At 63.5% G+C, this 22511-nt stretch carries 22 protein-coding genes; 14 read left to right on the forward strand and 8 right to left on the reverse strand.

All coding sequences use genetic code 11. The features are described 5' to 3' along the window. Positions 1-135 precede the first annotated feature (135 nt). The 3 genes from JG739_RS22390 to rsmA are packed head-to-tail and all read left to right on the forward strand — an operon-like array spanning position 136 to position 2955. Entirely contained in the window at positions 136-1068 is a 933-nt protein-coding gene (locus tag JG739_RS22390) for a peptidylprolyl isomerase (protein WP_202363420.1), read from the forward strand. Further along, the gene (gene pdxA, locus JG739_RS22395; RefSeq protein WP_202367584.1) at positions 1065-2093 is read left to right on the forward strand and encodes a 4-hydroxythreonine-4-phosphate dehydrogenase PdxA; all 1029 of its coding nucleotides are present in this window, start codon (positions 1065-1067) and stop codon (positions 2091-2093) included. Before JG739_RS22390 ends, pdxA begins: the two co-directional genes overlap by 4 nt. Before the next feature lie 22 nt (positions 2094-2115). Beyond that, positions 2116-2955, forward strand: a complete 840-nt coding sequence (gene rsmA, locus JG739_RS22400; RefSeq protein WP_202363421.1) for a 16S rRNA (adenine(1518)-N(6)/adenine(1519)-N(6))-dimethyltransferase RsmA — start codon at positions 2116-2118, stop codon at positions 2953-2955. A 137-nt stretch (positions 2956-3092) separates the two neighbouring features. Here rsmA and gmk read toward each other — a convergent pair whose 3' ends face one another. From gmk to fabD, 8 genes are all read right to left on the reverse strand, one after another. Continuing rightward, entirely contained in the window at positions 3093-3767 is a 675-nt protein-coding gene (gene gmk / locus JG739_RS22405; RefSeq protein ID WP_027152668.1) for a guanylate kinase, read from the reverse strand. Between the two features lie 5 nt (positions 3768-3772). After that, positions 3773-4663 carry a YicC/YloC family endoribonuclease gene (locus JG739_RS22410; RefSeq protein WP_202363422.1) on the reverse strand — a complete coding sequence of 297 codons (891 nt, stop codon included), beginning with the start codon at positions 4661-4663 and terminating at the stop codon, positions 3773-3775. Positions 4664-4733: 70 nt separating this feature from the next. Next, the gene (gene mltG / locus JG739_RS22415) at positions 4734-5972 is read right to left on the reverse strand and encodes an endolytic transglycosylase MltG (RefSeq protein WP_202363423.1); all 1239 of its coding nucleotides are present in this window, start codon (positions 5970-5972) and stop codon (positions 4734-4736) included. A gap of 103 nt (positions 5973-6075) precedes the next feature. Then, positions 6076-7338, reverse strand: a complete 1263-nt coding sequence (gene fabF / locus JG739_RS22420; protein ID WP_202363424.1) for a beta-ketoacyl-ACP synthase II — start codon at positions 7336-7338, stop codon at positions 6076-6078. Positions 7339-7372: 34 nt separating this feature from the next. Next, positions 7373-7609 (reverse strand): acyl carrier protein, encoded by a 237-nt coding sequence (locus JG739_RS22425; protein ID WP_006203723.1) that lies wholly within the window; start codon positions 7607-7609, stop codon positions 7373-7375. Between the two features lie 189 nt (positions 7610-7798). Further along, positions 7799-8536, reverse strand: a complete 738-nt coding sequence (gene fabG / locus JG739_RS22430; protein WP_202363425.1) for a 3-oxoacyl-[acyl-carrier-protein] reductase — start codon at positions 8534-8536, stop codon at positions 7799-7801. A 46-nt stretch (positions 8537-8582) separates the two neighbouring features. Then, entirely contained in the window at positions 8583-8801 is a 219-nt protein-coding gene (relB, locus tag JG739_RS22435) for a type II toxin-antitoxin system RelB family antitoxin (RefSeq protein WP_202363426.1), read from the reverse strand. Positions 8802-8867: 66 nt separating this feature from the next. Then, entirely contained in the window at positions 8868-9809 is a 942-nt protein-coding gene (gene fabD, locus JG739_RS22440; RefSeq protein WP_202363427.1) for an ACP S-malonyltransferase, read from the reverse strand. 268 nt (positions 9810-10077) lie between these two features. Between fabD and JG739_RS22445 the strand changes: the two genes are divergently transcribed. The 11 genes from JG739_RS22445 (at position 10078) to purF (ending at position 22460) form a co-directional block, all read left to right on the forward strand. Beyond that, positions 10078-12003 (forward strand): LTA synthase family protein, encoded by a 1926-nt coding sequence (locus tag JG739_RS22445; RefSeq protein ID WP_446720512.1) that lies wholly within the window; start codon positions 10078-10080, stop codon positions 12001-12003. A 297-nt stretch (positions 12004-12300) separates the two neighbouring features. Then, entirely contained in the window at positions 12301-12792 is a 492-nt protein-coding gene (rpsF, locus tag JG739_RS22450; protein ID WP_202363429.1) for a 30S ribosomal protein S6, read from the forward strand. Then, positions 12792-13040, forward strand: coding sequence for a 30S ribosomal protein S18 (rpsR, locus tag JG739_RS22455; protein WP_006203718.1), 249 nt, complete (start codon positions 12792-12794; stop codon positions 13038-13040). Before rpsF ends, rpsR begins: the two co-directional genes overlap by 1 nt. A gap of 452 nt (positions 13041-13492) precedes the next feature. Then, positions 13493-14077, forward strand: coding sequence for a 50S ribosomal protein L9 (gene rplI, locus JG739_RS22460; RefSeq protein WP_027152677.1), 585 nt, complete (start codon positions 13493-13495; stop codon positions 14075-14077). Between the two features lie 279 nt (positions 14078-14356). Continuing rightward, positions 14357-15646 carry an SAM-dependent methyltransferase gene (locus JG739_RS22465; protein ID WP_202363430.1) on the forward strand — a complete coding sequence of 430 codons (1290 nt, stop codon included), beginning with the start codon at positions 14357-14359 and terminating at the stop codon, positions 15644-15646. Positions 15647-15731: 85 nt separating this feature from the next. Beyond that, positions 15732-16055: a YnfA family protein gene (locus JG739_RS22470; RefSeq protein WP_202363431.1), complete on the forward strand. Its 324-nt coding sequence runs from the start codon at positions 15732-15734 to the stop codon at positions 16053-16055. Positions 16056-16058: 3 nt separating this feature from the next. Continuing rightward, on the forward strand, positions 16059-17027 hold the full coding sequence (locus JG739_RS22475; RefSeq protein WP_202363432.1) for a small ribosomal subunit Rsm22 family protein: 969 nt from the start codon (positions 16059-16061) through the stop codon (positions 17025-17027). 206 nt (positions 17028-17233) lie between these two features. Then, entirely contained in the window at positions 17234-18724 is a 1491-nt protein-coding gene (locus JG739_RS22480) for a replicative DNA helicase (RefSeq protein WP_123149771.1), read from the forward strand. 88 nt (positions 18725-18812) lie between these two features. Further along, complete coding sequence (radA, locus tag JG739_RS22485; RefSeq protein WP_202363433.1) at positions 18813-20216, forward strand: DNA repair protein RadA; 1404 nt, start codon at positions 18813-18815, stop codon at positions 20214-20216. Positions 20217-20243: 27 nt separating this feature from the next. Beyond that, a complete protein-coding gene (locus JG739_RS22490) occupies positions 20244-20912 on the forward strand; it encodes a CvpA family protein (RefSeq protein ID WP_202363434.1) in 669 nt (222 codons plus the stop codon). 78 nt (positions 20913-20990) lie between these two features. Next, positions 20991-22460 carry an amidophosphoribosyltransferase gene (purF, locus tag JG739_RS22495; protein WP_202363435.1) on the forward strand — a complete coding sequence of 490 codons (1470 nt, stop codon included), beginning with the start codon at positions 20991-20993 and terminating at the stop codon, positions 22458-22460. Positions 22461-22511 lie beyond the last annotated feature (51 nt).

Consider the following 22511-nt stretch of genomic DNA (forward strand, 5'->3'; position numbering starts at 1 on the left):
CGTTTGAGCGTACTTCGTGCGTCAAAGTGGACGCACGTCGCAACTAACGACATCGTTTCGCCGCATAGGGCAGGCACGGATTTCAGTTCCCTTAAAAACTGCGATAAATTGGGCCGGAACCGAGATAGGATTGGGATGCTTTCGATGAGGAAATACCTCTTTTCGGCAGGGTTCGCACTGCTGGTGGCGGCGACCTCAGCCTCGATCACCATGATGACGCCGCCGGCTTTCGCCAGCCAGATCAAATACGTCGTCAACAACGTGCCGATCACCACCGGCGACATCCAGCATCGGGCTGCCTTCCTGCGCCTGCAGCGCAAGAAGGGCAATGCCGCCGAGGAAATGATCGAGCAGACGCTGCGCGTCGCCGAAGCCAAGCGTCTCGGCATCCGCATCAGCGACGCCCAGGTCGACGCCGCCTATCAGCGCTTTGCCACGAACAACAAGATGCAGCTCAAGCAACTCGATGGCGTCATGGCGCAGTCCGGCGTCGGCAAGGAGCATTTCAAGGAGTTCATCCGCTCCCAGATGGCCTGGAACCAGGCGCTGACCGCGCGCCATCGCTCAGAGAGCGGCGGCGCGTTGAGCGAGCAGGACGTGGTCAGGCGCATGCTCGACAATGGCGGCAACAAGCCGACCGCCATGGAGTACATGCTGCAGCAGGTCATTTTCGTCGTGCCGGCGGCCGAGCGCAGCGCGACGCTGTCCAAGCGCAAGCGCGAGGCCGACGCCATGCGCGCCCGCTTCAACGGCTGCGACACCTCGCGCCAATTCGCCAAGGGCCTGATCGACGTCACCGTTCGCGATCTCGGCCGGATACTGGCGCCGCAATTGCCGCCTGACTGGGCCGACCAGATCAAGGCCACCAAGGTCGGCGGCGCCACCCCCACGCGCGAAACAGACCGCGGTGTCGAGTTCATCGGAATCTGCTCGTCGCGCGAAGTGTCCGACGACAAGGCCGCCCAGATGGTGTTCCAGAGCGAAGGCTCGAGTGGCAAGGACGCCGACGCGCTCTCCACGAAATATGTCGAGGAGTTGCGGAAGAAAGCCCGCATCGTCGAGCGCTGAAGCCGCCAGAGGCAGCGCTGGCGCTGAGCGCCGGTGATCCATCCGGCGTTGGGCCGGAAATCGCCATTGCCGCCTGGCAGGCGCGCGACAGCGCCGGTGTGCCGCCCTTCTATCTTATAGCCGATCCGGCGCTGATTGCCGCACGGGCGCGCCTGCTCGGCGCCAATGTGCCAATCACGGAGACAGTGCCAGCCGAGGCGGAGCGCGTCTTTGAGCGCGCCCTGCCCGTCATGCCGCTTGCCGCCCGCTTCGTCGACGACCCCGGCCGGCCGGACCCGGCCAACGCCGCCGGCATCATCGAGGCCATCGACCGCGCTGTTGACGACTGCCTTGGCGGTCGCGCGGCGGCGGTCGTTACGTGCCCGATCGCCAAGAAGCCGCTCTACGATGCCGGCTTCCGTTTTCCCGGTCACACTGAGTATCTGGCGCATCTGGCGACGCTCCACACCGGCGCACAAGCGATGCCGGTGATGATGCTTGCCGGTCCCGAGTTGCGCACGGTTCCGGTCACCATCCACATTGCGCTGCGCGAGGTGCCGGAAGCGTTGACGACGGATTTGATCGTCGCGACCGCCCGCATCACCGCCGCCGACCTCGAATATCGCTTCGGCGTTGCCAAGCCGCGGCTTGCCGTTGCCGGCCTCAATCCGCATGCCGGTGAAGGCGGCGCGATGGGCGCCGAGGACGAGCGCATCATCCGCCCGGCGATCGAAAGGCTGAGGGCAGAGGGCATCGACGCTTTCGGGCCGCTGCCGGCCGACACGCTGTTCCATGCCCGCGCCCGAGCCAGCTATGATGTGGCGCTGTGCATGTATCACGATCAGGCGCTGATCCCGGCTAAGGCGCTGGCGTTCGACGAGGCGGTCAACGTTACGCTCGGCCTACCCTTCATCCGCACTTCACCAGATCACGGCACCGCTTTCGATATCGCCGGCAAGGGCATAGCCCGAACCGACAGCCTGATCGCGGCGCTCAGGCTCGCCCGCAGGCTTGCTGACATCGGGGCAAAGGCTGCCGCCGCATGAGGTTTTGCATGAGAGCGGTCGCATGAGCACCGACGGGCTGCCGCCGTTACGCGCGGTGATCGAACGCCATGGGTTGCAGGCGAAAAAGGCGCTCGGCCAGAATTTCCTGCTCGACCTCAACCTTACCGGCAAGGTCGCGCGTACTGCCGGCGACCTCACGGGCGCCACGGTAATCGAGGTCGGTCCGGGTCCAGGTGGCCTCACTCGGGCGCTGCTGTCCCAAGGCACGGCTCGGGTGATCGCCATCGAGCGCGACGAGCGCTGCCTGGCAGCGCTCGCCGAGGTGTCAGATCACTATCCGGGCCGTTTGGAAATCATTGCCGGCGACGCGTTGAAGACGGATTTTGCAGCGCTTGCCGAAGGCGCATCTGGGAGCAATGCGCCTGTGAGGATCGTCGCCAACCTGCCCTACAATATCGGCACCGAACTTTTGATACGCTGGCTGACCGTCGCCGAGTGGCCGCCCTTTTACGCATCGATGACGCTTATGTTCCAGCGTGAGGTGGCCGAGCGCATCGTCGCCCGCCCCGGCAGCGATGCCTATGGCCGGCTGGGCGTGCTGGCAGGCTGGCGGACGGAGGCAAGAATCGCTTTCGACGTACCGCCGCAAGCCTTCACGCCGCCGCCCAAGGTGATGTCGTCTGTGGTGCATCTGGTGCCGCGGGCAAATCCGCTGCCTGCCGAGGTCAAGAAGCTCGGCCGCGTTACCGAAGCGGCCTTCGGCCAGCGCCGCAAAATGCTGCGGCAGAGCGTCAAGAGCCTCGGCGGCGAAGCCCTGCTCACCCGCGCCGGCATCGATCCGACGCGGCGGGCGGAGACCTTGAGCGTCGAGGAATTCGTGCGACTGACCAACGCGGTTTAGCTCTCTTCTCCCCGTTTACGCGGAGAAGATGCCGGGCAGGCAGAGAGGGGCAGCGCGAACCAACGAAGGAGTGGAGAGCCCCTCATCCGGCCCTTCGGGCCACCTTCTCCCGGTGAACGGGGAGAAGGAAAAAGGCATCAATCCGTCTTCTCGTCGAGCAGCCCCGAAACGAAATCGAACAGACCGGGCCGGCGGTCGCGTCTGAGCCGCTCGGCAATGACTATGCCGCGTACCTCGGCGAAGGCACGGTCGAGATCGTCGTTGATGATGACGAAATCATATTCCTTCCAGTGCTCGATTTCGTTGCGAGCGTTCTTCAGACGCGTCTCGATCACCGATTCCTGGTCCTCGGCGCGGCGCTTCAGCCGCGCCTTCAACTCTTTCATCGAGGGCGGCAGGATGAAGATCGAGACGATGTCGGCGCGCATCTTCTCCTTAAGCTGCTGGGCGCCCTGCCAGTCGATGTCGAACAACATGTCGCGGCCCTGTGCCAGCGCCAGTTCGGCCGGCTCACGCGGCGTGGCATAGCAATTGCCATGCACTTCGGCCCATTCGAGCAGTTCGTCTGAATCGCGCAGCCGCTCGAACTCACGCATGGTGCGGAAATGATAGTGGACGCCTTCGATCTCGCTGCCGCGGCGCGGCCGCGTGGTGACGGAGACCGACAGTTCGAGACTGGAATCGCTCTCCAGAAGATTGCGCGCGATCGTCGACTTGCCGGCGCCTGACGGCGACGACAGCACGAGCATCAAACCCCGGCGGCGAATGCGGGAACCCAAATCCCTGGCAACCATAGGCTCCTTGGCGACCATCAGGGTTACTCCAGATTCTGGACCTGTTCGCGAAATTGATCGACGACCGCCTTCAACTCCAGCCCTATGGCGGTGATCGCAGCGGCGTTCGACTTCGAACACAGCGTATTCGATTCGCGGTTGAATTCCTGCGCCAGAAAATCGAGCTTGCGGCCGATGGCGCCGCCGCCTGCCAGCAGCACCCGACCGGATGCCACATGCGTCTTAAGCCGGTCGATCTCCTCGCGGATGTCGGCCTTGGTGGCCAGGAACGCCGCTTCCATATGCAACCGGCTGGCATCGAGATTGGCGGAGGCATCCATCAGCAGCCGCACCTGCTCGGTAATCCGTTCGCGGATCACCGCCGGCTCACGCGACGGATCGGCCTCGGCGCGCAGCGTCAGCGCCTCGATAGCGTCGACGTGACCGGACAGCAGCGAGCGAAGGGCGGCGCCCTCGCCCTGGCGTGCCTGCTCCAGCCCGCCCAGAGCCACTTCGAGCGTCGAGAGTATCGCGCTGTCGAGCGCCGCCCGCGCCTCTTCGGTTTCGGCGCTTTCGGGGATGTCGAGCACGCCGCGCAGCGAAAGCAGCCCGTCGGCTGTCGCAGGCGCTGCGCCGAACTGCTCCTGCAGCCGCTTGGCCAGCCCCGCCAGATCCCTCAGGAAGGCCTCGTTGACCACAGGCTGCGCCTGCTGGCCGGCTGCGCGGCCGACGGTCAGCGTTGCCTGGAAATTGCCGCGCGCAAAGCGCTTTTGCACCGTCTGCCTAACGGCCGGTTCGAGCCGCTCGAGGCCCTGCGGCAGCCGCAGCCTGACCTCGACGCTCTTGCCGTTGACCGACTTGACCTCCCAGGCGATCGACGTGCCGTCATGTTCGGCGACGGCCCGCGCAAAACCGGTCATGCTCTGCAAATTCATGATGCCCTTGCTTCCCCCTTGCGCATGATCCCGGAAGCGGTTCCGGGGACGACTTCACAACCGTCCGGCGCTACTGGGCCGCCGCTCCGGCGTCGCCATCGCCGCCGTCAACCGGCGCATCGGTCTGACCTTCCACCTTGGCGGCGTCGGCCTTGGCAGCACCGGCCTTGGCGGCTTCATCGGCCAGTTCCTTCTGCAGCGCCCGGTAGCGGGCGACGTTCTCGTTGTGCTCGGCGAGCGTCGCGGCAAAGACGTGACCGCCGGTGCCGTCGGCAACGAAATACAGGTCGTCGGTCTTCGACGGATTGGCGACGGCCTCCAGTGCCGCACGGCCAGGATTGGCGATCGGCGTCGGCGGCAAGCCGTTGATCAGATAAGTGTTGTAGGGCGTCGGCTTCTTGATGTCAGACTGATAGATCGGGCGGTCGGCGGGTTTGCCCTTGCCGCCGAACAGACCGTAGATAATGGTCGGATCGGACTGCAGCCGCATGCCCTTGGCCAACCGGTTGAGGAAGACGGCCGCGACCCGTGAGCGTTCGTAGCCCTTGCCCGTCTCTTTCTCGACGATCGAAGCCAGGGTGACGAAGTCGTCGACACTGGCCAGGGGCAGATCGGGGGCGCGCCGCTGCCAGACTTCCTCGACCAGCTTCTTCTGGTCCGCCAAAAGCTTTTCGACCATCTGCTGGCGTGTCGCGCCGCGGGTGAAACGCAGCGTGTCGGTAGCAAGGCTGCCCTCGGGTGGAATGGTCCCCGGCATATCGCCGTCGAGCGCTGCCTGATCGGCGATGCGCTGCAGCGCCTGCTCGACCGTCAGCCCCTCGGGGACGGTCAGCGAATACATCACCGACTTGCCGCTCTTCAGCAACTCCATGATGTCGCGCATCGAGGCCCGCGGCTTGATCTCGTATTCGCCGGCCTTCAGGGCGGAATCATTGCCGAAAGCGCGCACGCCAAGCCGGAAGATGCGCGCGTCGCTGATCAGTCCGCGCCGCTCGAGTTGCTCTGCGATCTCCTGGACGCCGGTGTTCGGCTTGACCAGGAAGGTGTCGGCATTGGCCGAAGGGCCGGGCTCATTGAATTCCTGCTTGCCGAAATACAATGCAAAGCCAGCCGCCAGAACCAGCAGCATCACCAACGAGATGACGAAGTTCAAGAACACGACGAACTGGCTGCGCGAGGCGCGCGAGCGCTTGGGCGGCGGCGTGCCGGCTTCAGGCCGCAATGCCTCGCTGGCCGTTTTCGGCACGATCGGACCCGACGGTGCGGATCGATGCCCGAATTGCCCGTTGTCCGCCGAATTTGTGCTCATGGCGCCCTACCGTCTGATCTTGCAACGAATCCCCTTGGGGCACAGTAGGGGCGAATATGGCAAAATTGACGGCATGTATACACCGTGCCGGTCGGCGGACCGGTCAGCCATTGTAGCGTTGGAAAACCAGCGAGGCATTGGTGCCGCCGAAGCCGAAGGAATTGGACAGCGCCACATCGATTTGGCGGGCGCGCGGCTTGTGCGGCACCAGGTCGATCGCCGTTTCTCGCTCCGGGTTGTCGAGATTGATGGTGGCCGGCGCGATGCTGTCGCGAATGGCGAGGATCGAAAAAATCGCCTCGGCGGCGCCCGCCGCACCCAGAAGGTGGCCTATCGACGACTTGGTCGACGACATCGATATTTTCGACGCGGCGTTGCCGACCAGCCGCTCGACGGCGCCGAGCTCGATCGTGTCGGCCATGGTCGAGGTGCCGTGCGCATTGATGTAGTCGACGTCTGCGGGCGCCAGCTTGGCCCGGTTCAGCGCCGCAACCATGCAACGGAAGGCGCCGTCGCCATCTTCGGCCGGCGCGGTGATGTGATAGGCATCGCCGGTCAAGCCGTAACCGGTGACCTCGGCATAGATCTTGGCGCCGCGCGCCTTGGCGTGTTCCAGTTCCTCCAGAATGACGACGCCGGCGCCCTCGCCCATGACGAAGCCGTCGCGGTCGCGGTCATAGGGACGCGAGGCCGTTTCCGGAGCGTCGTTGCGATCGGTCGACAGCGCCCGGCAGGCGGCGAAGCCGGCGATCGACAGCCGCGTCACCGGCGCTTCCGTGCCGCCTGCGACCATCACGTCGGCATCGCCCCACATGATCAGCCGGGCGGCATCGCCGATGGCATGCGCGCCAGTGGAGCAAGCGGTGACGACGGCGTGGTTAGGGCCTTTCAGCTTATGCCGGATCGAAACCTGGCCTGATACGAGATTGATGATCTGGCCGGGGATGAAGAACGGGCTGATGCGGCGCGGACCGCGCTCCTTCAGGATCATCGCGTTCTCGGCGATGCCTTCGATGCCGCCGATGCCGGAGCCGATCAGCACGCCGGTGGCGCACTGCTCCTCATGCGTCTTCGGCGCCCACCCCGAATCCTTCAGCGCCTCGTCGGCGGCCGCGATCCCGTAGAGGATGAAGTCGCCGATCTTGCGCAGTTCCTTCGGCTCGAGAACGGTCTCGGGATTGAAGGTGGCATTCTCACCATTGCCGCGCGGGATGACGTGGGCGACCTTGCAGGCAAGATCCTCCACCTCGAACTCGGTGATGCGCTTGGCTGCGCTGCGGCCGGTCAGAAGCTCCTTCCAGCCATGCTCGAAGCCGACGCCGAACGGCGAAAGCAGCCCAAGGCCCGTGACGACGACACGCCTCATCGCAGGTTCTCCTCGGTGATGACTGCAAATAGCGTCAGGCCGAAGCCTTGTCGATGTACTTCACCGCGTCGCCAACAGTCAGGATGGTTTCGGCCGCATCGTCCGGGATCTCGACGCCGAATTCTTCTTCGAACGCCATGACGAGTTCGACCGTGTCGAGACTGTCCGCGCCCAGATCATCGATGAAGCTCGCCTGCTCCGTCACCTTGTCGGCATCGACGCCAAGGTGCTCGATAACGATCTTCTTGACGCGCTCTGCGGTGTCACTCATTTGGGCATCCTCGTCTTTTGTTTGTCTGTCTTCGTTAGCGGGCAGAATGCCGCTAATCAAGCTGAAAGATGGTCCTGTCGGAAACGCAACGACACCGGACCGGTTTTTGCCCGAACCGCCGGGTTGCGGGCCGCATTACACGAAAATCAGCCGGGGTCCAAGGTGAAAAGGGGTGTTCTCCCGCAACTGTCAAATCATCGCCATGCCGCCATTGACGTGAATGGTCTGGCCGGTGACGTAGGCGGCTTCGTTGGAAGCGAGGTAGGCGACGGCGGAGGCGACTTCGGCGTTGGTGCCCATGCGCCGTGTCGGAATCGCCGCCATGATCGCCTCTTTCTGCTTGTCGTTGAGCTTGTCGGTCATCGCCGATTCGATAAAACCCGGGGCGACGCAGTTGACGGTGATGTTGCGCGTAGCGATCTCCTGCGCCAGCGACTTGGAAAAGCCGATCATGCCGGCCTTGGAGGCGCAGTAGTTGGTTTGGCCGGGATTGCCGGTGACGCCAACCACAGAGGTGATGTTGATGATGCGGCCATGCCGGCGCCGCATCATCGGATGGGTCAGTTCGCGGGTCAGCCGGAACACCGCGGTCAGATTGACCTCGAGCACCGAATCCCAGTCGGCGTCCGCCATGCGTACGAACAGCCCGTCCTTGGTGATGCCGGCATTGTTGACGAGAATGTCGACGCCTTCGAGATCGGCCTCGACCTTCTGGCCAAGCGCCTTGACCTCGTCGCGATTGGAAAGGTTCGCCGGGAACAGCTTGACCCGATCGCCGAGCTCAATCGCCAGCGTCTCCAGCTTCTCGACACGGGTGCCGTGCAGGCCGACGACGGCGCCCTGCGCATGCAGCACTCGGGCGATCGCCTCGCCGATGCCTCCCGATGCGCCTGTGACAAGCGCCTTGCGGCCGGTCAATTCGAACATGTCTTATCCTCTTCTCAATCGTACAAGCCGGTGAGTTCGGCTACCTCTAAACGTTGCCGCGCCAGAAGTCCTCGGCGTTCACGGTCGTTTCCTCGCCACGCCTGATCCGCTCCAGAACCTCGGCTGCGAGATAATAATCCTCAATGTCCTCCAAACCGCATTCGATGAGTTCGCGCAGACAACAGGCCTTGCTGCGACCAGTCTTGGCCGCGAGAAACTCCAGGCGCTGCTCGACTTCAGGGGAAAGGCGGATCGACGTGGCCATGCCCATACCTCGTTGGGATATTTGTATTCATGTGGCCAAGCGTCGGTGAATTCAAGCTTACGCGGTTCACCCCAATGCCGCTAGCGCCGCCTCGACATCGGCTGGCGTGCCGACCGCGCCAGTGGCGATGTCGCGGTTGATGCGCCGCGCCAGTCCCGACAGCACCTTGCCGGCGCCCACCTCGTACAGCGTCGCAATGCCGTTGGCGCCAAACCACTCCACCGTTTCGCGCCAGCGCACACGCCCCGTCACCTGTTCGACCAGGCGGTGGGCGATTGCATCCGGATCGCTGGACGGGGTGACCGACACGTTGGAGACCACGGGGACGAACGGCGCGTTCTTCGTCACGCCGGCCAGCGCATCGCGCATGACCTCGGCCGCCGGTGCCATCAGCGCCGAATGGAAGGGCGCCGAGACCTGCAGCAACAACGCCCGCTTGGCGCCCTTATCCGTGCACAGCTTCGCCGCCAGCTCGACCGCCGCCCTGGTGCCCGAAATCACCAGCTGGCCACCGCCATTGTCGTTGGCGATCTGGCAAATCGACTCTTTGGCCGCTTCAGCGCAGGCGGCTTCGACATCGGCCTGTTCCAGTCCGATGATCGCCGCCATGGCGCCCTCGCCGGCCGGCACAGCCGCCTGCATGGCATTGCCACGGATACGCAAGAGCCGAGCGGCATCGGCGACCGAAACGAAACCGGCGGCGGCAAGTGCCGAATATTCGCCGAGCGAATGGCCGGCGACATAAGCGACCTTTTCCTTCAGCGAGAGGCCGCGCGATTCCAGTGCCCGGATGGCGGCGAGCGACACAGCCATCAGCGCCGGCTGGGCATTGGCGGTCAGCGTCAGCCTCTCTTCCGGCCCTTCCCAGATCAGCTTCGACAGGTTTTCGCCAAGCGCGTCGTCGACCTCTTCGAAGATCTGCCGCGATTCCGGAAAGGCGTCGGCGAGGTCCTTGCCCATGCCGACAGCCTGGCTGCCCTGTCCCGGAAAGGTGAATGCGACGGCCATGCGTGGCTCCCAAGCGGCTGATTTTTCCTGCCTGTGACGCAAGGCGGGCGGGCAAGTCAAGTCCGCTAGCACCCCGACCCGGGCCGCTCCGGCTCGATATCGCTGGCCGAGTACCTGTTCCAAAAGGCTTTTTTTCGATCACTCATGATGAAAACCGCTCACGATTCGTTTGCTGGCTCTTCTTATTTCAGCCACAGGCGCTAGCTTTTCGTGACATATCGATGACAGCTCAATGACACTTTTGTGTATGGTCGGGGGAATTGTAAAGGTGGCAAGGATTAAGAAAGGCGTTGGCAAATCCGCGCCACAGTTCCTGGAAGGCGATCCGGCCACCGGCTATCTGCCGGGCCGGAAATGGCCTGTTATCCGCTATGGCCTCGTCAGCCTGCTCGCCGCCACCATCCTGGTTTTTGCGATCGAACTGATCGTGCGCGGCGATTTTGCCGGCACCGTCGGCTTCTTCCTGCAGCCCTTCAAGCCGGGCTGGACCACCATCATCATCTTCGCCCTGATCCTGATCGGCCTCGATGCCGTGCTCGGCCGCAGCCACCAGAGCCTGATGATCGTCGCGCCGCTGACGCTGGCGCTGGCCTTTGTCGGCCACCAGAAATCGCTCTATCTCGGCGATCCGCTCTATCCGACCGATTTCCTCTATTCACGTCAGATCGTGGCGCTGATGCCGCTGCTGGTGCGCGAACGTCCGGGAACCGCCATCGCTCTGGCGGTCGGCATCGTCGGCAGCCTCTCGCTGCTCGTTTATGGCTGGCGGCTGTGGCGCCGCCGGGTACCAGCGCTCGGTCGCAAGGGGCGCCTGGCCCGGCTGACGCTGACCGTGCCGCTGCTCGCCTTCTTCGTGTCGATCATGGATTACGCGACGTTCTCGTGGACCCGCGACCGGCTGCAAATCATCCCGATCATGTGGGACCAGAAGGAAAATTACGCCTCCAACGGCTTCGCACTGGCCTTCGCCCTCAACGTGCCGATGGCCCATGTCCCCGCGCCTGCCGGCTACTCCGACAAGGCGATCGCGGCGATCGAAAGGCCTGACGTGAAGGCATCGGTGCCGACCGAGAAGCCAGACATCATCATCGTCATGAGCGAATCCTTCTGGGATCCGACCGAACTGCCCGGCGTCACCATCACGCCCGATCCGATTCCCAACGTGCGGTCGCTGCGCTCCGGCCACGTGTTCTCGCCCGAATTCGGCGGCATGACCGCCAATGTCGAGTTCGAGGCGCTGACCGGCTTTTCCAACGCCTTCCTGCCGGCCGGCAGCATCCCCTACCAGCAATATGTCCGCGCGCCGGTGCCGTCGATGGCGACGTTCCTGAAGAGCCAGGGCTATGAGACGCGCGCCATCCATCCGGGCACAAGCTGGTTCTGGAACCGAACGCCGGTCTATGCTGATTTCGGCTTTGATGACTTCAAGTCCGAAGAAAACATGCCATATCTCGAAAAGCGCGGGCCGCTAACATCGGACGCGGCGATGACGGAGGAGATCATCCGCGAAGCCGACGCCACGGACGATCCGTTCTTCTACTTCGCCGTCAGCCTGCAAAACCACGGACCCTACGAACCGAATCGCTATTACAATCCGACCCACAAGGTGCAGGCTCCGACCAGCCAGTGGGCAAAGGATTCGCTGCTGAGCTTCACGGAAGGCGCATCCGACGCCGACAAGAGTCTCGAGCGCCTCATCGAATGGGCGAAGAACCGGCGGCGACCGACGGTCATCGCCTTCTTCGGCGACCATCTGCCGCCGCTCGGTCCGGTCTATGTCGAGACCGGCTTCCTCAGGGATAACGTCGCGCCACGCAAGGAGCCGCCCGACCAGATGCTGCTGCATCACCGAACACCGCTGATCGTTTGGTCCAACCGCAGCGGTCCGGTCACGGACATGGGCACTGTCAGTCCAGCCTTTCTGCCCTACCACGTCCTGACCACGGCCGGGATCAGCCACCCCTATTACACCGGCTTCCTCGGCCAGATGCGCGAGCGCTACAGCGTCGTCGACCGCAATCTATTGTTGACGCCCGCGGGCAAGGACACACCCGACTGGGCGCGCAAGAAGCAAATCGACCCGGCCATTCGCGATTTCCGCCTGCTGCAATACGACATGATGTTCGGCAAGCGCCGTGCAGCGCCCGATTTCTTCCCTGAAACGGTGAACAAGCGGGTCCCGCATACAAGCTGAAGGTGGCGCGACATGTCGTCCTACGCGGCGGTTTTTCGGCTTGCCCTTGTCTTGCGGCCAAATTCCTGTATAGACGCCCGCAATCTGCCGGTCCTTGCTGGGGGCTGAACGGAGGGCCGGAGGTTTTTCGAAACCTTCGTGTGGGGCCAGAAGCGCTTCCGCCTCCCGTGTCTCCGCTCTCGACCGTCTCGTCATGCTCCTTTCTTCCCCGCGCCGCCAGAGATCGCCGGGTCAGAGAAGTTGCAGAGGCTTTTGCCGCCGGGACCGGGAGAGAAACGAAGAAAGGCAAAGAACAATATGGCTCTTTACGAACATGTGTTTCTTGCCCGGCAGGACCTCTCGCAGCAGCAGGTCGATGCGCTTGTCGAACAGTACAAGGGCGTCATCTCAGCGAATGGCGGGTCCGTCGGCCGGGTCGAGAACTGGGGACTGAAGTCCCTCACCTACCGGGTCAACAAGAACCGGAAGGCATACTACACGCTGATGGACATCACCTGCCCGCCGGCCGCGCTCAACGAGATGGAGCGCCAGATGGGCCTGTCCGAGGATGTGCTGCGTTTCCTCACCATCAAGGTCGATGCGCATGAGGAAGGCCCGTCGGCAATGATGCAGAAGCGCGAAGAGCGCTCGGAACGCGGCGGCTTCGGCGACCGTGACCGTGGCCCGCGCTCGTTCGGCGACCGGGATCGCGGCGACCGTGGCGATCGCCCGCCGCGCAGCTTCGGTGGCGATGGGGCAGACCGTGGCCCGCGCCGCCCGCGCGAAGGCGTTGAAGGGGGTGCACAATAATGGTCGACATCAACCAGATCCCGACCCGGCGCCCGTTTCATCGCCGCCGCAAGACCTGCCCGTTCTCCGGCGCCAACGCGCCCAAGATCGATTACAAGGACGTACGTCTTCTGCAGCGCTATATTTCCGAGCGCGGCAAGATCGTGCCGTCGCGCATCACCGCCGTCAGCCAGAAGAAGCAGCGCGAACTCGCCAAGGCAATCAAGCGCGCCCGCTTCCTCGGCCTGCTGCCCTACGTGGTTCGCTAACACCGATTAGTTGACCATGATCTTGTCCGAAAACCGGTTTCCACTTTTCGGGATCATGGCCAACACTGATTAGTTGACCATGATCTTGTCCGAAAACCGGTTTCCACTTTTCGGGATCATGGCCAACACTGATTAGTTGACCATGATCTTGTCCGAAAACCGGTTTCCACTTTTCGGGATCATGGTCTAGCCAGCGGGCGGTTCGCCGCCCGCTTTTCCCACGGCGACGGGCGCCGCAGGGTTGAACTTTGATTTGATGCATGTCGTTGTCCCAAAACCGGGACCACTTTTGGGCGACATGCATTGAAAATCCCGGGTTGAGGTGAAGACCTCTAACTGCCGCGACAGGCAGGACAGCGACACCGGCGGCGACGCCCTCAGCTTCCTGACCTGTTCCAGACAAATTCGGCGTCCATGCCAGTGATTTGGCGCCCAAACGAAGGAACAATACCATGGAAGTCATTCTTCTCGAACGCGTTTCCCGCCTCGGCCAGATGGGCGATACCGTCAAGGTCAAGGATGGATTCGCCCGCAACTTCCTGCTGCCGCAGGGCAAGGCGCTGCGCGCCAACGAAGCCAACAAGAAGAAATTCGAAGGCCAGCGCGCCCAGCTCGAAGCCCGCAACCTCGAGCGCAAGTCCGAGGCGATGCAGATTTCGGAAAAGCTGGACGGCAAGAGCTTCATTGCCGTGCGTTCGGCCGGCGAAACCGGCCAGCTCTACGGCTCGGTGTCGACCCGCGACATCGCCGAGTTGCTGACGGCGGAAGGTTTCTCGGTCAACCGCAACCAGATCCTGCTCAACCAGCCGATCAAGACCATCGGCCTGACCAATGTGGCGATCGCACTGCATCCGGAAGTCGAGGTCACCATCACGCTCAACATCGCCCGCACCGCCGACGAAGCCGAGCGCCAGGCCAAGGGTGAGACGCTGACCACGGCCGAAGCCATCTATGGCGACGACATCAACGACAATGCGCGCCCGGACAACTTCTTCGATCCCAATGCGGAGTTCGAAGGCGGCGAAGACAACGGCTGATTGCACGTCACAAAGGCGTCAGAGCGGCGCTTTAAAACGTTTCGTCGGCTTCCAGTCATTTCTGGACCAACGCCCGGGCGCCTCGCCCGGGCTTTTTTGTGCCATAAGGAACTTTTCGACCCCCTATATATTGATGCAGACTACAGTGCCGCGCGTCCTTTGGACGCACAAAAGACGCTGTAGAACTTTGATTTGGCGCATGATCCTTTCCGAAATCGATCTCGATTTTCGGGGTCATGCGCCGAGACAGCGTGTCTGACCGAGAGGGGACATTTGGTCATGAATATTCTGCTGAAACGCATTTTCGACCGCCTGGTGCGCACCGGCAATCTCAAAGTCACCGGACCTAAGGGCCTGTCGGTGGATTTCGGCGACGGCAGCGGCGATCTGGTGCACATGCACATCAAGACCGCGCATGCTGAGCGCGCCATCACCTTCGATCCGATGTTGGCGGTGCCGGAAGCCTATATGGACGGTGAGCTCGACATACTCGAGGGCGGCGTGCTGGGGGTGATGCGCATCGCCTTCCAGAACATGGAAAGCGGCGGCATCGATGCCACCTGGTCGAAGGCGATTGAAGGCCTGCGTCACGCTTTCCGCCGCCTGCAGCAGATCAACACGGCGGCGCGCGCGCGCCGCAACGTGCAGCGTCACTATGATCTGTCAGGCGACCTCTACAGGCTCTTCCTCGACGAGGACATGCAGTATTCCTGCGCCTATTTCGAGCAGCCGGACATGACGCTCGACGAGGCGCAGGCAGCCAAGAAGCGCCATATTGCCGCCAAGCTCAGGCTGAAGGCCGGCCAGACGGTGCTTGATATCGGCTCCGGCTGGGGCGGGCTCGGTCTCTATCTCGCCAAGTCCTTCGACGTCGACGTGCAAGGTGTGACGTTGTCGACCGAGCAGCATGGCGTCGCCACCGACCGCGCCCATGCGCAAGGCCTGGAAAACCGCGTGCATTTCGAAGTGAGGGATTACCGCGAGCTCAACGAGCGCTTCGACCGCGTCGTCTCGGTCGGCATGTTCGAGCATGTCGGCGTCAACCACTACCGCACCTTCTTCGACAAATCGGCGACGCTCTTGAAGCCGGACGGCGTCATGCTGCTGCACACGATCGGCCGCTCCGGCGCGCCGTGGGCAACCAGCGCCTTCATCCGCAAATACATTTTCCCGGGCGGCTACGTCCCCTCGCTCTCGGAAGTGATGCCGGCGATCGAAAAGTCGGGCCTTATCGTCACCGACATCGAAGTCCTGCGCCTGCATTATGCCGAGACGCTGAGACATTGGAGCGAGCGCTTTGCCGCCAACCGCGACAAGGCCAAGGCGATCTATGACGAGCGTTTCTGCCGCATGTGGGAGTTCTATCTGGCAGCTTCGGAAGCCGCATTCCGCTGGCAGGATCTGGTGGTCTTCCAAATCCAGATCGCCAAGAAGAACGACACGCTGCCGATGTCTCGCGACTATATGGCCAAATGCGAGAAGGCATTGCAGCTGCGCGACATGGGGCATCGCCCAAAAACCCCTGCCGCCAAGCCCGCCCGGCGCCGCAAGGTGGCGGATATGGAATAGACCGCCGGCGATCACGCCATTGCCGCTTGCCATTGCCGGCCCACACGCTGAAAAAGGTCTCGCCGTCGCCGCGAGACCTTTTTTCATGACCTATCTCATCTACATCGTTGCTGCCCTTGCCGAGATCGCCGGCTGCTTTTCGATCTGGGCGTGGTGGCGGCTGGAAAAGTCGCCGCTGTGGCTGGCGCCGGGCATGGTCTCGCTCGCTTTGTTCGGCTTCCTGCTGGCGCTGGTGGACATCAGCGCCGCGGGCCGCGCCTATGCCGCCTATGGCGGCATCTACATCGCCGCCTCGCTCGGATGGCTGTGGCTGGTGGAAGGCGTGCGCCCCGACCGCTGGGACCTTGCCGGTTCCGCGCTCTGCATCGTTGGCGCCTCGGTGATCCTGCTCGCACCTCGGGGTGCCTGAGCTATGGAACTGCCTATCCCGCTTCGGCAGGGCGTCGAGCGCCTACTCGAAAAAGTGCCGCTGCCGACGCTGAAGCAAGCGGCAAAAACGCTGTCGGACCGCTATCGCGCCGAACTGCGCGACGGCCGCCTGCATATAGCCGAGGAGATCTCGGTCAAGGCCTATCTGGCGACGCGGCTGCCGGCGACCTATGCCGCCGTCCGTGCCAGTCTCGATGCGGTCAGCGAGGCAAGGCCCGATCATGCGCCCAAAACCCTGCTCGACGTCGGCGCCGGCCCTGGCACCGTGCTTTGGGCTGCGCTCGATCTCTGGCCCGACCTCGAGCAGGCGGTGCTGATCGAGGCGAGCGCCGCGGTGCGCCGGGTCGGCGCGGCGCTTGCCGCTGAGGCGATGACGGCCAGGGTCGCCTGGCTGGCCGGCGATGTCACCGTCGACCTTGCCGATCTCAGGCCGGCCGAGCTGGTCACCTGCGCCTATGTGCTGGACGAGATCGGACCGGAGTCGCTGCCAGCACTCATCGACCGGCTCTGGCGCCTGACCGACGACACGCTGCTGATCGTCGAGCCGGGCACGCCGGCCGGATGGCAGCGCATCCTTGCCGTGCGCCGGCAGCTGATCGAGGCGGGCGCGCACGTGCTTGCCCCTTGCCCGCATGCGGCTCCCTGCCCGCTCGCGCCGCCCGACTGGTGCCATTTTTCGCGCCGTGTCGCGCGTTCGCGCCTGCACCGGCTGGCCAAGGACGCCGACGTGCCATGGGAGGACGAGAAATTCATCTATGTCGCCGCCTCCCGCCACTCTGTCGCCCCGCCGCAGGCGCGTGTGATCGCACCGCCGAAATCAGGCTCGGGCAAGGTCCTGCTGAAACTTTGCGAAAAGGACGGCGGTGCCGACGAGAAACTGTTCACCAAGCGCGACGGCCAGATGTTCAAGGCCGCGCGGCGGCTCGACTGGGGCGACGCGCTGCCGAAGTGATTGGCAGCTATTTTCCTGTTTTGTTCTCGCCCGGGAACGGCTAGGCTCGCCATCTTGATTCGAGTCAATCAACATTCTTTCCACCGAAAGATCTCGGCTGTGAATCGCGGGCACCAAAGCTGATTGGATGGGGACTGATGCAGATAAGTCATCGCCGATTTATCCCGTTCTGATATCGAGAGACCGGGATCGAAATCGGGGACATCATGGCAGAGGCAGCACGAAAATTCGGCGTGGCGGAAACACCGCTCTATCGCGAGGCACCGAACAACATCGAGGCCGAGCAGGCGCTGCTCGGCGCCATCCTCGTCAACAACGACGCCTTCTACCGGGTCTCTGATTTCCTGAAATCCGGCCATTTTTACGAGCCGCTGCACAGAAAAATCTTTGAGGTCGCCGCCGAGCTCATTCGTATGGGCAAGATAGCGACGCCGATCACGCTGAAGACGTTCCTGCCGGCCGACGAGAAGGTCGGCGACATGACGGTTGCGCAATATGTGGTACGGCTGGCCGTCGAGGCGGTCACCGTCGTCAATGCCGCCGACTACGGCCGCGCCATCTATGATCTCGCCACGCGACGCGCGCTGATCACCGTCGGCGAAGACATGGTCAACATCGCCTACGACGCGCCGGTCGACATGTCGCCATCCGAGCAGATCGAGGATGCCGAGCGGCGCCTGTTCGAACTGGCCGAGACCGGCCGCTACGATGGCGGCTTCGAGAGCTTCACCGACGCGGTCAAGACCGCCGTCGACATGGCCAACGCCGCCTATATGCGCGACGGCCACCTGTCGGGCGTCGCCACGGGCCTGCGCGATCTCGACCGCCGCATGGGCGGCCTGCAGCCGTCCGACCTGATCATCATTGCCGGCCGCCCCGGCATGGGCAAAACCTCGCTTGCCACCAACATGGCTTTCAACATCGCCGAAGCCTATGTGCCGGCGCAACAGGCCGACGGTTCGTTCAAGGCGGCAAATGGCGGCGTCGTCGGCTTCTTCTCGCTCGAAATGTCGTCGGAACAGCTCGCCACCCGCATCATTTCCGAACAGACCGAAATCCCGTCGTCGAAAATCCGCCGCGGCGAGATCAGCGAAATGGATTTCGAAAAGCTGGTCGCCTGCTCGCAGACCATGCAGAAGATCCCGCTGTTCATCGACCAGACCGGCGGTATCTCGATCGCCCAGCTCTCGGCGCGGGCGCGGCGGCTGAAGCGCCAGCGCGGCCTCGACGTCATCGTCATCGACTATATCCAGCTGATGCAAGGGTCGAGCGCCAAATCTTCGCAGAACCGCGTGCAGGAGATCACCGAAATCACCACCGGCCTGAAGGCGCTGGCTAAGGAGCTTGCCGTGCCGATCATCGCGCTGTCGCAGCTGTCGCGCCAGGTCGAAAGCCGTGACGACAAGCGCCCGCAGCTTTCCGACCTGCGCGAATCGGGTTCGATCGAGCAGGACGCCGACGTGGTGATGTTCGTCTATCGCGAGGAATACTACCTGAAGAACCGCGAGCCGAAGCCGGGCACCGACGAATACATCAAATGGGAACACGAGATGAACGAGATGCGCGGCAAGGCCGAGGTCATCGTCGCCAAGCAGCGCCATGGACCGACCGGCTCGGTCAGCCTCGCCTTCCAGGGCGAGTTCACCCGCTTCTCCGACCTTGCCGAAGAGCATCATATTGCGGAGAGGTTTGAGTAGCCGCTTGTCCGACGTCACACCCAAGATGCGGGATAGCAGCGCTCTACGGGGGGATCACAGCCCTCACCAGCATACGGGAGGGTAAAGCTTGGCCAAATCCCGCATCCAGTTCATCTGCCAGAATTGCGGTTCGGTGCATCAGCGCTGGGCCGGCAAATGCGATTCCTGCGGCGAGTGGAACACGCTGGTCGAGGAAGGCACGTCCGGCGGCATCGGGTCGGGGCCGGCCAATACCCGCAATGCGCGCAAGGGTCGCGCCGTGGTGCTCACGACTTTGTCCGGCGACATCGAGGATGCGCCGCGCATCGTCTCCGGCATCGGCGAGCTCGACCGCGCCACCGGCGGCGGTTTCGTGCGCGGCTCGGCCCTTCTGGTCGGCGGCGATCCCGGCATCGGCAAGTCGACGCTGTTGACCCAGGCTGCCGCAGCACTGGCGGCAAAAGGCCACCGCATCGTCTATGTCTCCGGCGAAGAGGCGGTCGCCCAGATCAGGCTGCGCGCGCAGCGGCTTGGCGTCGCCTCGACCCCGGTGGAGCTTGCCGCAGAAACCAATGTCGAGGACATCCTCGCTACCATCGCCGACGGCAGGCGGCCGGATCTGGTGATCCTCGATTCGATCCAGACCTTGTGGACTGACATGGCCGATTCGGCGCCCGGCACCGTCACCCAGGTGCGTGCCGCCGCCCAGGCGATGATCCGCTATGCGAAATCCACAGGGGCGGCGATTGTGCTTGTCGGCCACGTCACCAAGGAAGGCCAGATCGCCGGGCCGCGCGTCGTCGAGCATATGGTCGACGCGGTGCTTTATTTCGAGGGCGAAGGCGGCCACCACTACCGCATCCTGCGCACGGTCAAGAACCGCTTCGGACCGACCGACGAGATCGGCGTGTTCGAAATGTCTGATATGGGCCTGCGCGAGGTCGCCAATCCATCCGAGCTTTTTCTCGGCGAACGCCATGCGAAAGCGCCCGGCGCCGCGGTTTTCGCCGGCATGGAAGGTACCAGGCCGGTGCTGGTCGAGATCCAGGCGCTGGTGGCGCCGTCGTCGCTGGGCACGCCGCGTCGCGCCGTCGTCGGCTGGGACGGCGCCCGGCTGTCGATGATCCTCGCCGTTCTCGAAGCCCATTGCGGAGTCCGCTTTGGCACGCATGACGTCTATCTCAACGTCGCCGGCGGCTACCGTATCTCGGAGCCGGCTGCCGATCTGGCGGTGGCGGCTGCACTGGTTTCCTCGCTCACTGGTCTTGCCCTTCCCGCCGATTGCGTCTATTTCGGCGAAATCAGCCTTTCGGGCGCCGTGAGGCCGGTTGCGCACGCGCAGCAGCGCCTGAAGGAAGCCGAAAAGCTGGGTTTTGGAAGCGCGGTTCTGCCCTTGGGCAGCGAGGAACTTGCCGGGGGGATAGGGGCCGGCGCTTTCCAGCCCACCGAGCTTGCCGATCTCGTGGCGCGCATAGCCGGCTCACGGCGCAGCCGCGCCGACGAGCAAGAATGACGCGGCTCATGAAGTGGGGCAAAAGACATGCCGATTACGCTGCTTGACGGAATTCTCGTCGGCTTCACCTTGGTCTCGGCGATGCTCGCCATGGTTCGCGGCTTATCGCGCGAGATCCTGTCCGTCATCTCCTGGATAGCAGCGGCGGCGGCAGCGTTCTTTTTCTATCAACCAGTCCTGCCTTACGTTCAGCCCTATGTCGACAATGAGAAGATTGCCATGGTGGTGGCCGCCGGCATCGTCTTCATCGTCGCGCTGATCGTCGTCTCCATCATCACCATGAAGCTCGCCGACTGGATCATCGATTCCAGGGTCGGCGCGCTCGACCGCACGCTTGGTTTCCTCTATGGCGCGGCGCGCGGTATCCTGGTCGTCGCGGTGGCCCTGCTGTTCTTCAACTGGCTGGCCGGCCCCAAGGCTCCGGGCTGGGTCGCCGATGCCAAGTCGCGGCCGCTGCTCGAATCGATCGGCGCCAAGCTCGAAAGCCTGCTGCCCGAAGATCCGGAAAACGCGATCCTCAACAGGCTCAATCCTAGCCAGCCGGCACCCGAGACCGGCGCCGAGACGCCTCCGGCAGCGGATGCACCCGCGGCGGACGCACCGGCAACCGGCGACGATGCTCCGGCGCCCGATGGCAGCGAGACCGACGCGCCACCAGCCGACAATGCGCCGGCCAATCCGGCCCCGGCAAACTGACGATCATGTGAAGGCCGCAAACTCTACGTTGCTCTCGAGCGGCCACCACACTATATAGCGACTTTAGCGGAGCTGAAGATGGCAGACGCAGACGACGTGCTTTCCGCCGAAGCCGACGACCATTTCCATGACGAATGCGGTGTGTTCGGCATTTTCGGCCGGCAGGACGCTGCGGCTATCGTCACGCTCGGCCTGCATGCGTTGCAGCATCGTGGCCAGGAAGCGGCCGGTATCGTTTCCTATGACGGCACCCAGTTCCATGTCGAACATCATGTCGGCCTGATCGGCGATACGTTCACCAAACAGCGCGTCATCGACAGCCTGCAAGGCAACCGCGCCATCGGCCACACGCGCTACGCCACCACCGGCGGCGCCGGCCAGCGCAACATCCAGCCGTTTTTTGCCGAACTCGCCGATGGCGGCTTCGCCGTCGCCCACAACGGCAACCTCACCAATGCCATGACGGTCCAGCGCGCGTTGCAGAAACAAGGCGCGATCTTCTCGTCGACCTCCGACACCGAGACGCTGCTGCATCTGGTTGCCACCAGCAGGGAACGCGATCTCAACTCGCGCTTCATCGATGCGGTGCGTCAGGTCGAAGGCGCCTTCTCACTGGTGGCGATGACTTCAAAGAAGATGATCGGCTGCCGCGATCCGCTCGGCATCCGGCCGCTGGTGCTCGGCGATCTCGACGGCGCCTGGATCCTGGCTTCCGAAACCTGCGCGCTCGACATCATCGGCGCGCGTTTCGTGCGCGACCTGAAGCCCGGCGAGATGGTCGTCGTCACCGCCAAAGGTATCGAGAGCCTGTTTCCGTTCGAGCCGCAGAAGACCCGCTTCTGCATCTTCGAATATGTTTATTTCGCGCGTCCGGATTCGTCGGTCGAAGGCCGCAATGTCTACGAGGTGCGCAAACGCATCGGCGCCGAGCTGGCGCTCGAAAGCCCAGTCGACGCCGACATCGTCGTGCCGGTGCCGGACAGCGGCACTCCGGCGGCGATCGGCTTTTCGCAAGCTGCGGGCATCCCGTTCGAACTCGGCATCATCCGCAATCACTATGTCGGCCGCACCTTCATCCAGCCTGGCGATTCGATCCGCCATATGGGTGTCAAGCTCAAGCACAACGCCAACCGCCGCATGATCGAAGGCAAGCGCGTGGTGCTGGTCGACGATTCGATCGTGCGCGGCACCACCAGCCAGAAGATCGTGCAGATGGTGCGCGATGCCGGCGCCAAGGAGGTGCACATGCGCATCGCCTCGCCGCCGACGCGCGCTTCCTGTTTCTATGGCGTCGACACGCCGGAGAAGTCGAAGCTGCTGGCGTCGCGCATGTCGGTGGAAGAGATGGCCGAGTTCATCCGCGTCGATTCGCTCGGATTCCTGTCGATCAACGGGCTTTATCGCGCCGTCGGCGAGGCCGGCCGCGACAATGAGCAGCCGCAATTCTGCGACGCCTGCTTCACCGGGCAATATCCGACCCGACTTGCCGATTTCGAAGGTTCGGACAATGTCCGCACGCTGTCGCTGCTGGCGGCGGGCGGGGCGTAGGGCTTTGCGATAGTTGTGAATTTCACCTTTTTGCAGTTTTCTTCGGGGCGA

Source organism: Mesorhizobium sp. L-2-11 (assembly GCF_016756595.1).
GTDB lineage: Bacteria > Pseudomonadota > Alphaproteobacteria > Rhizobiales > Rhizobiaceae > Mesorhizobium.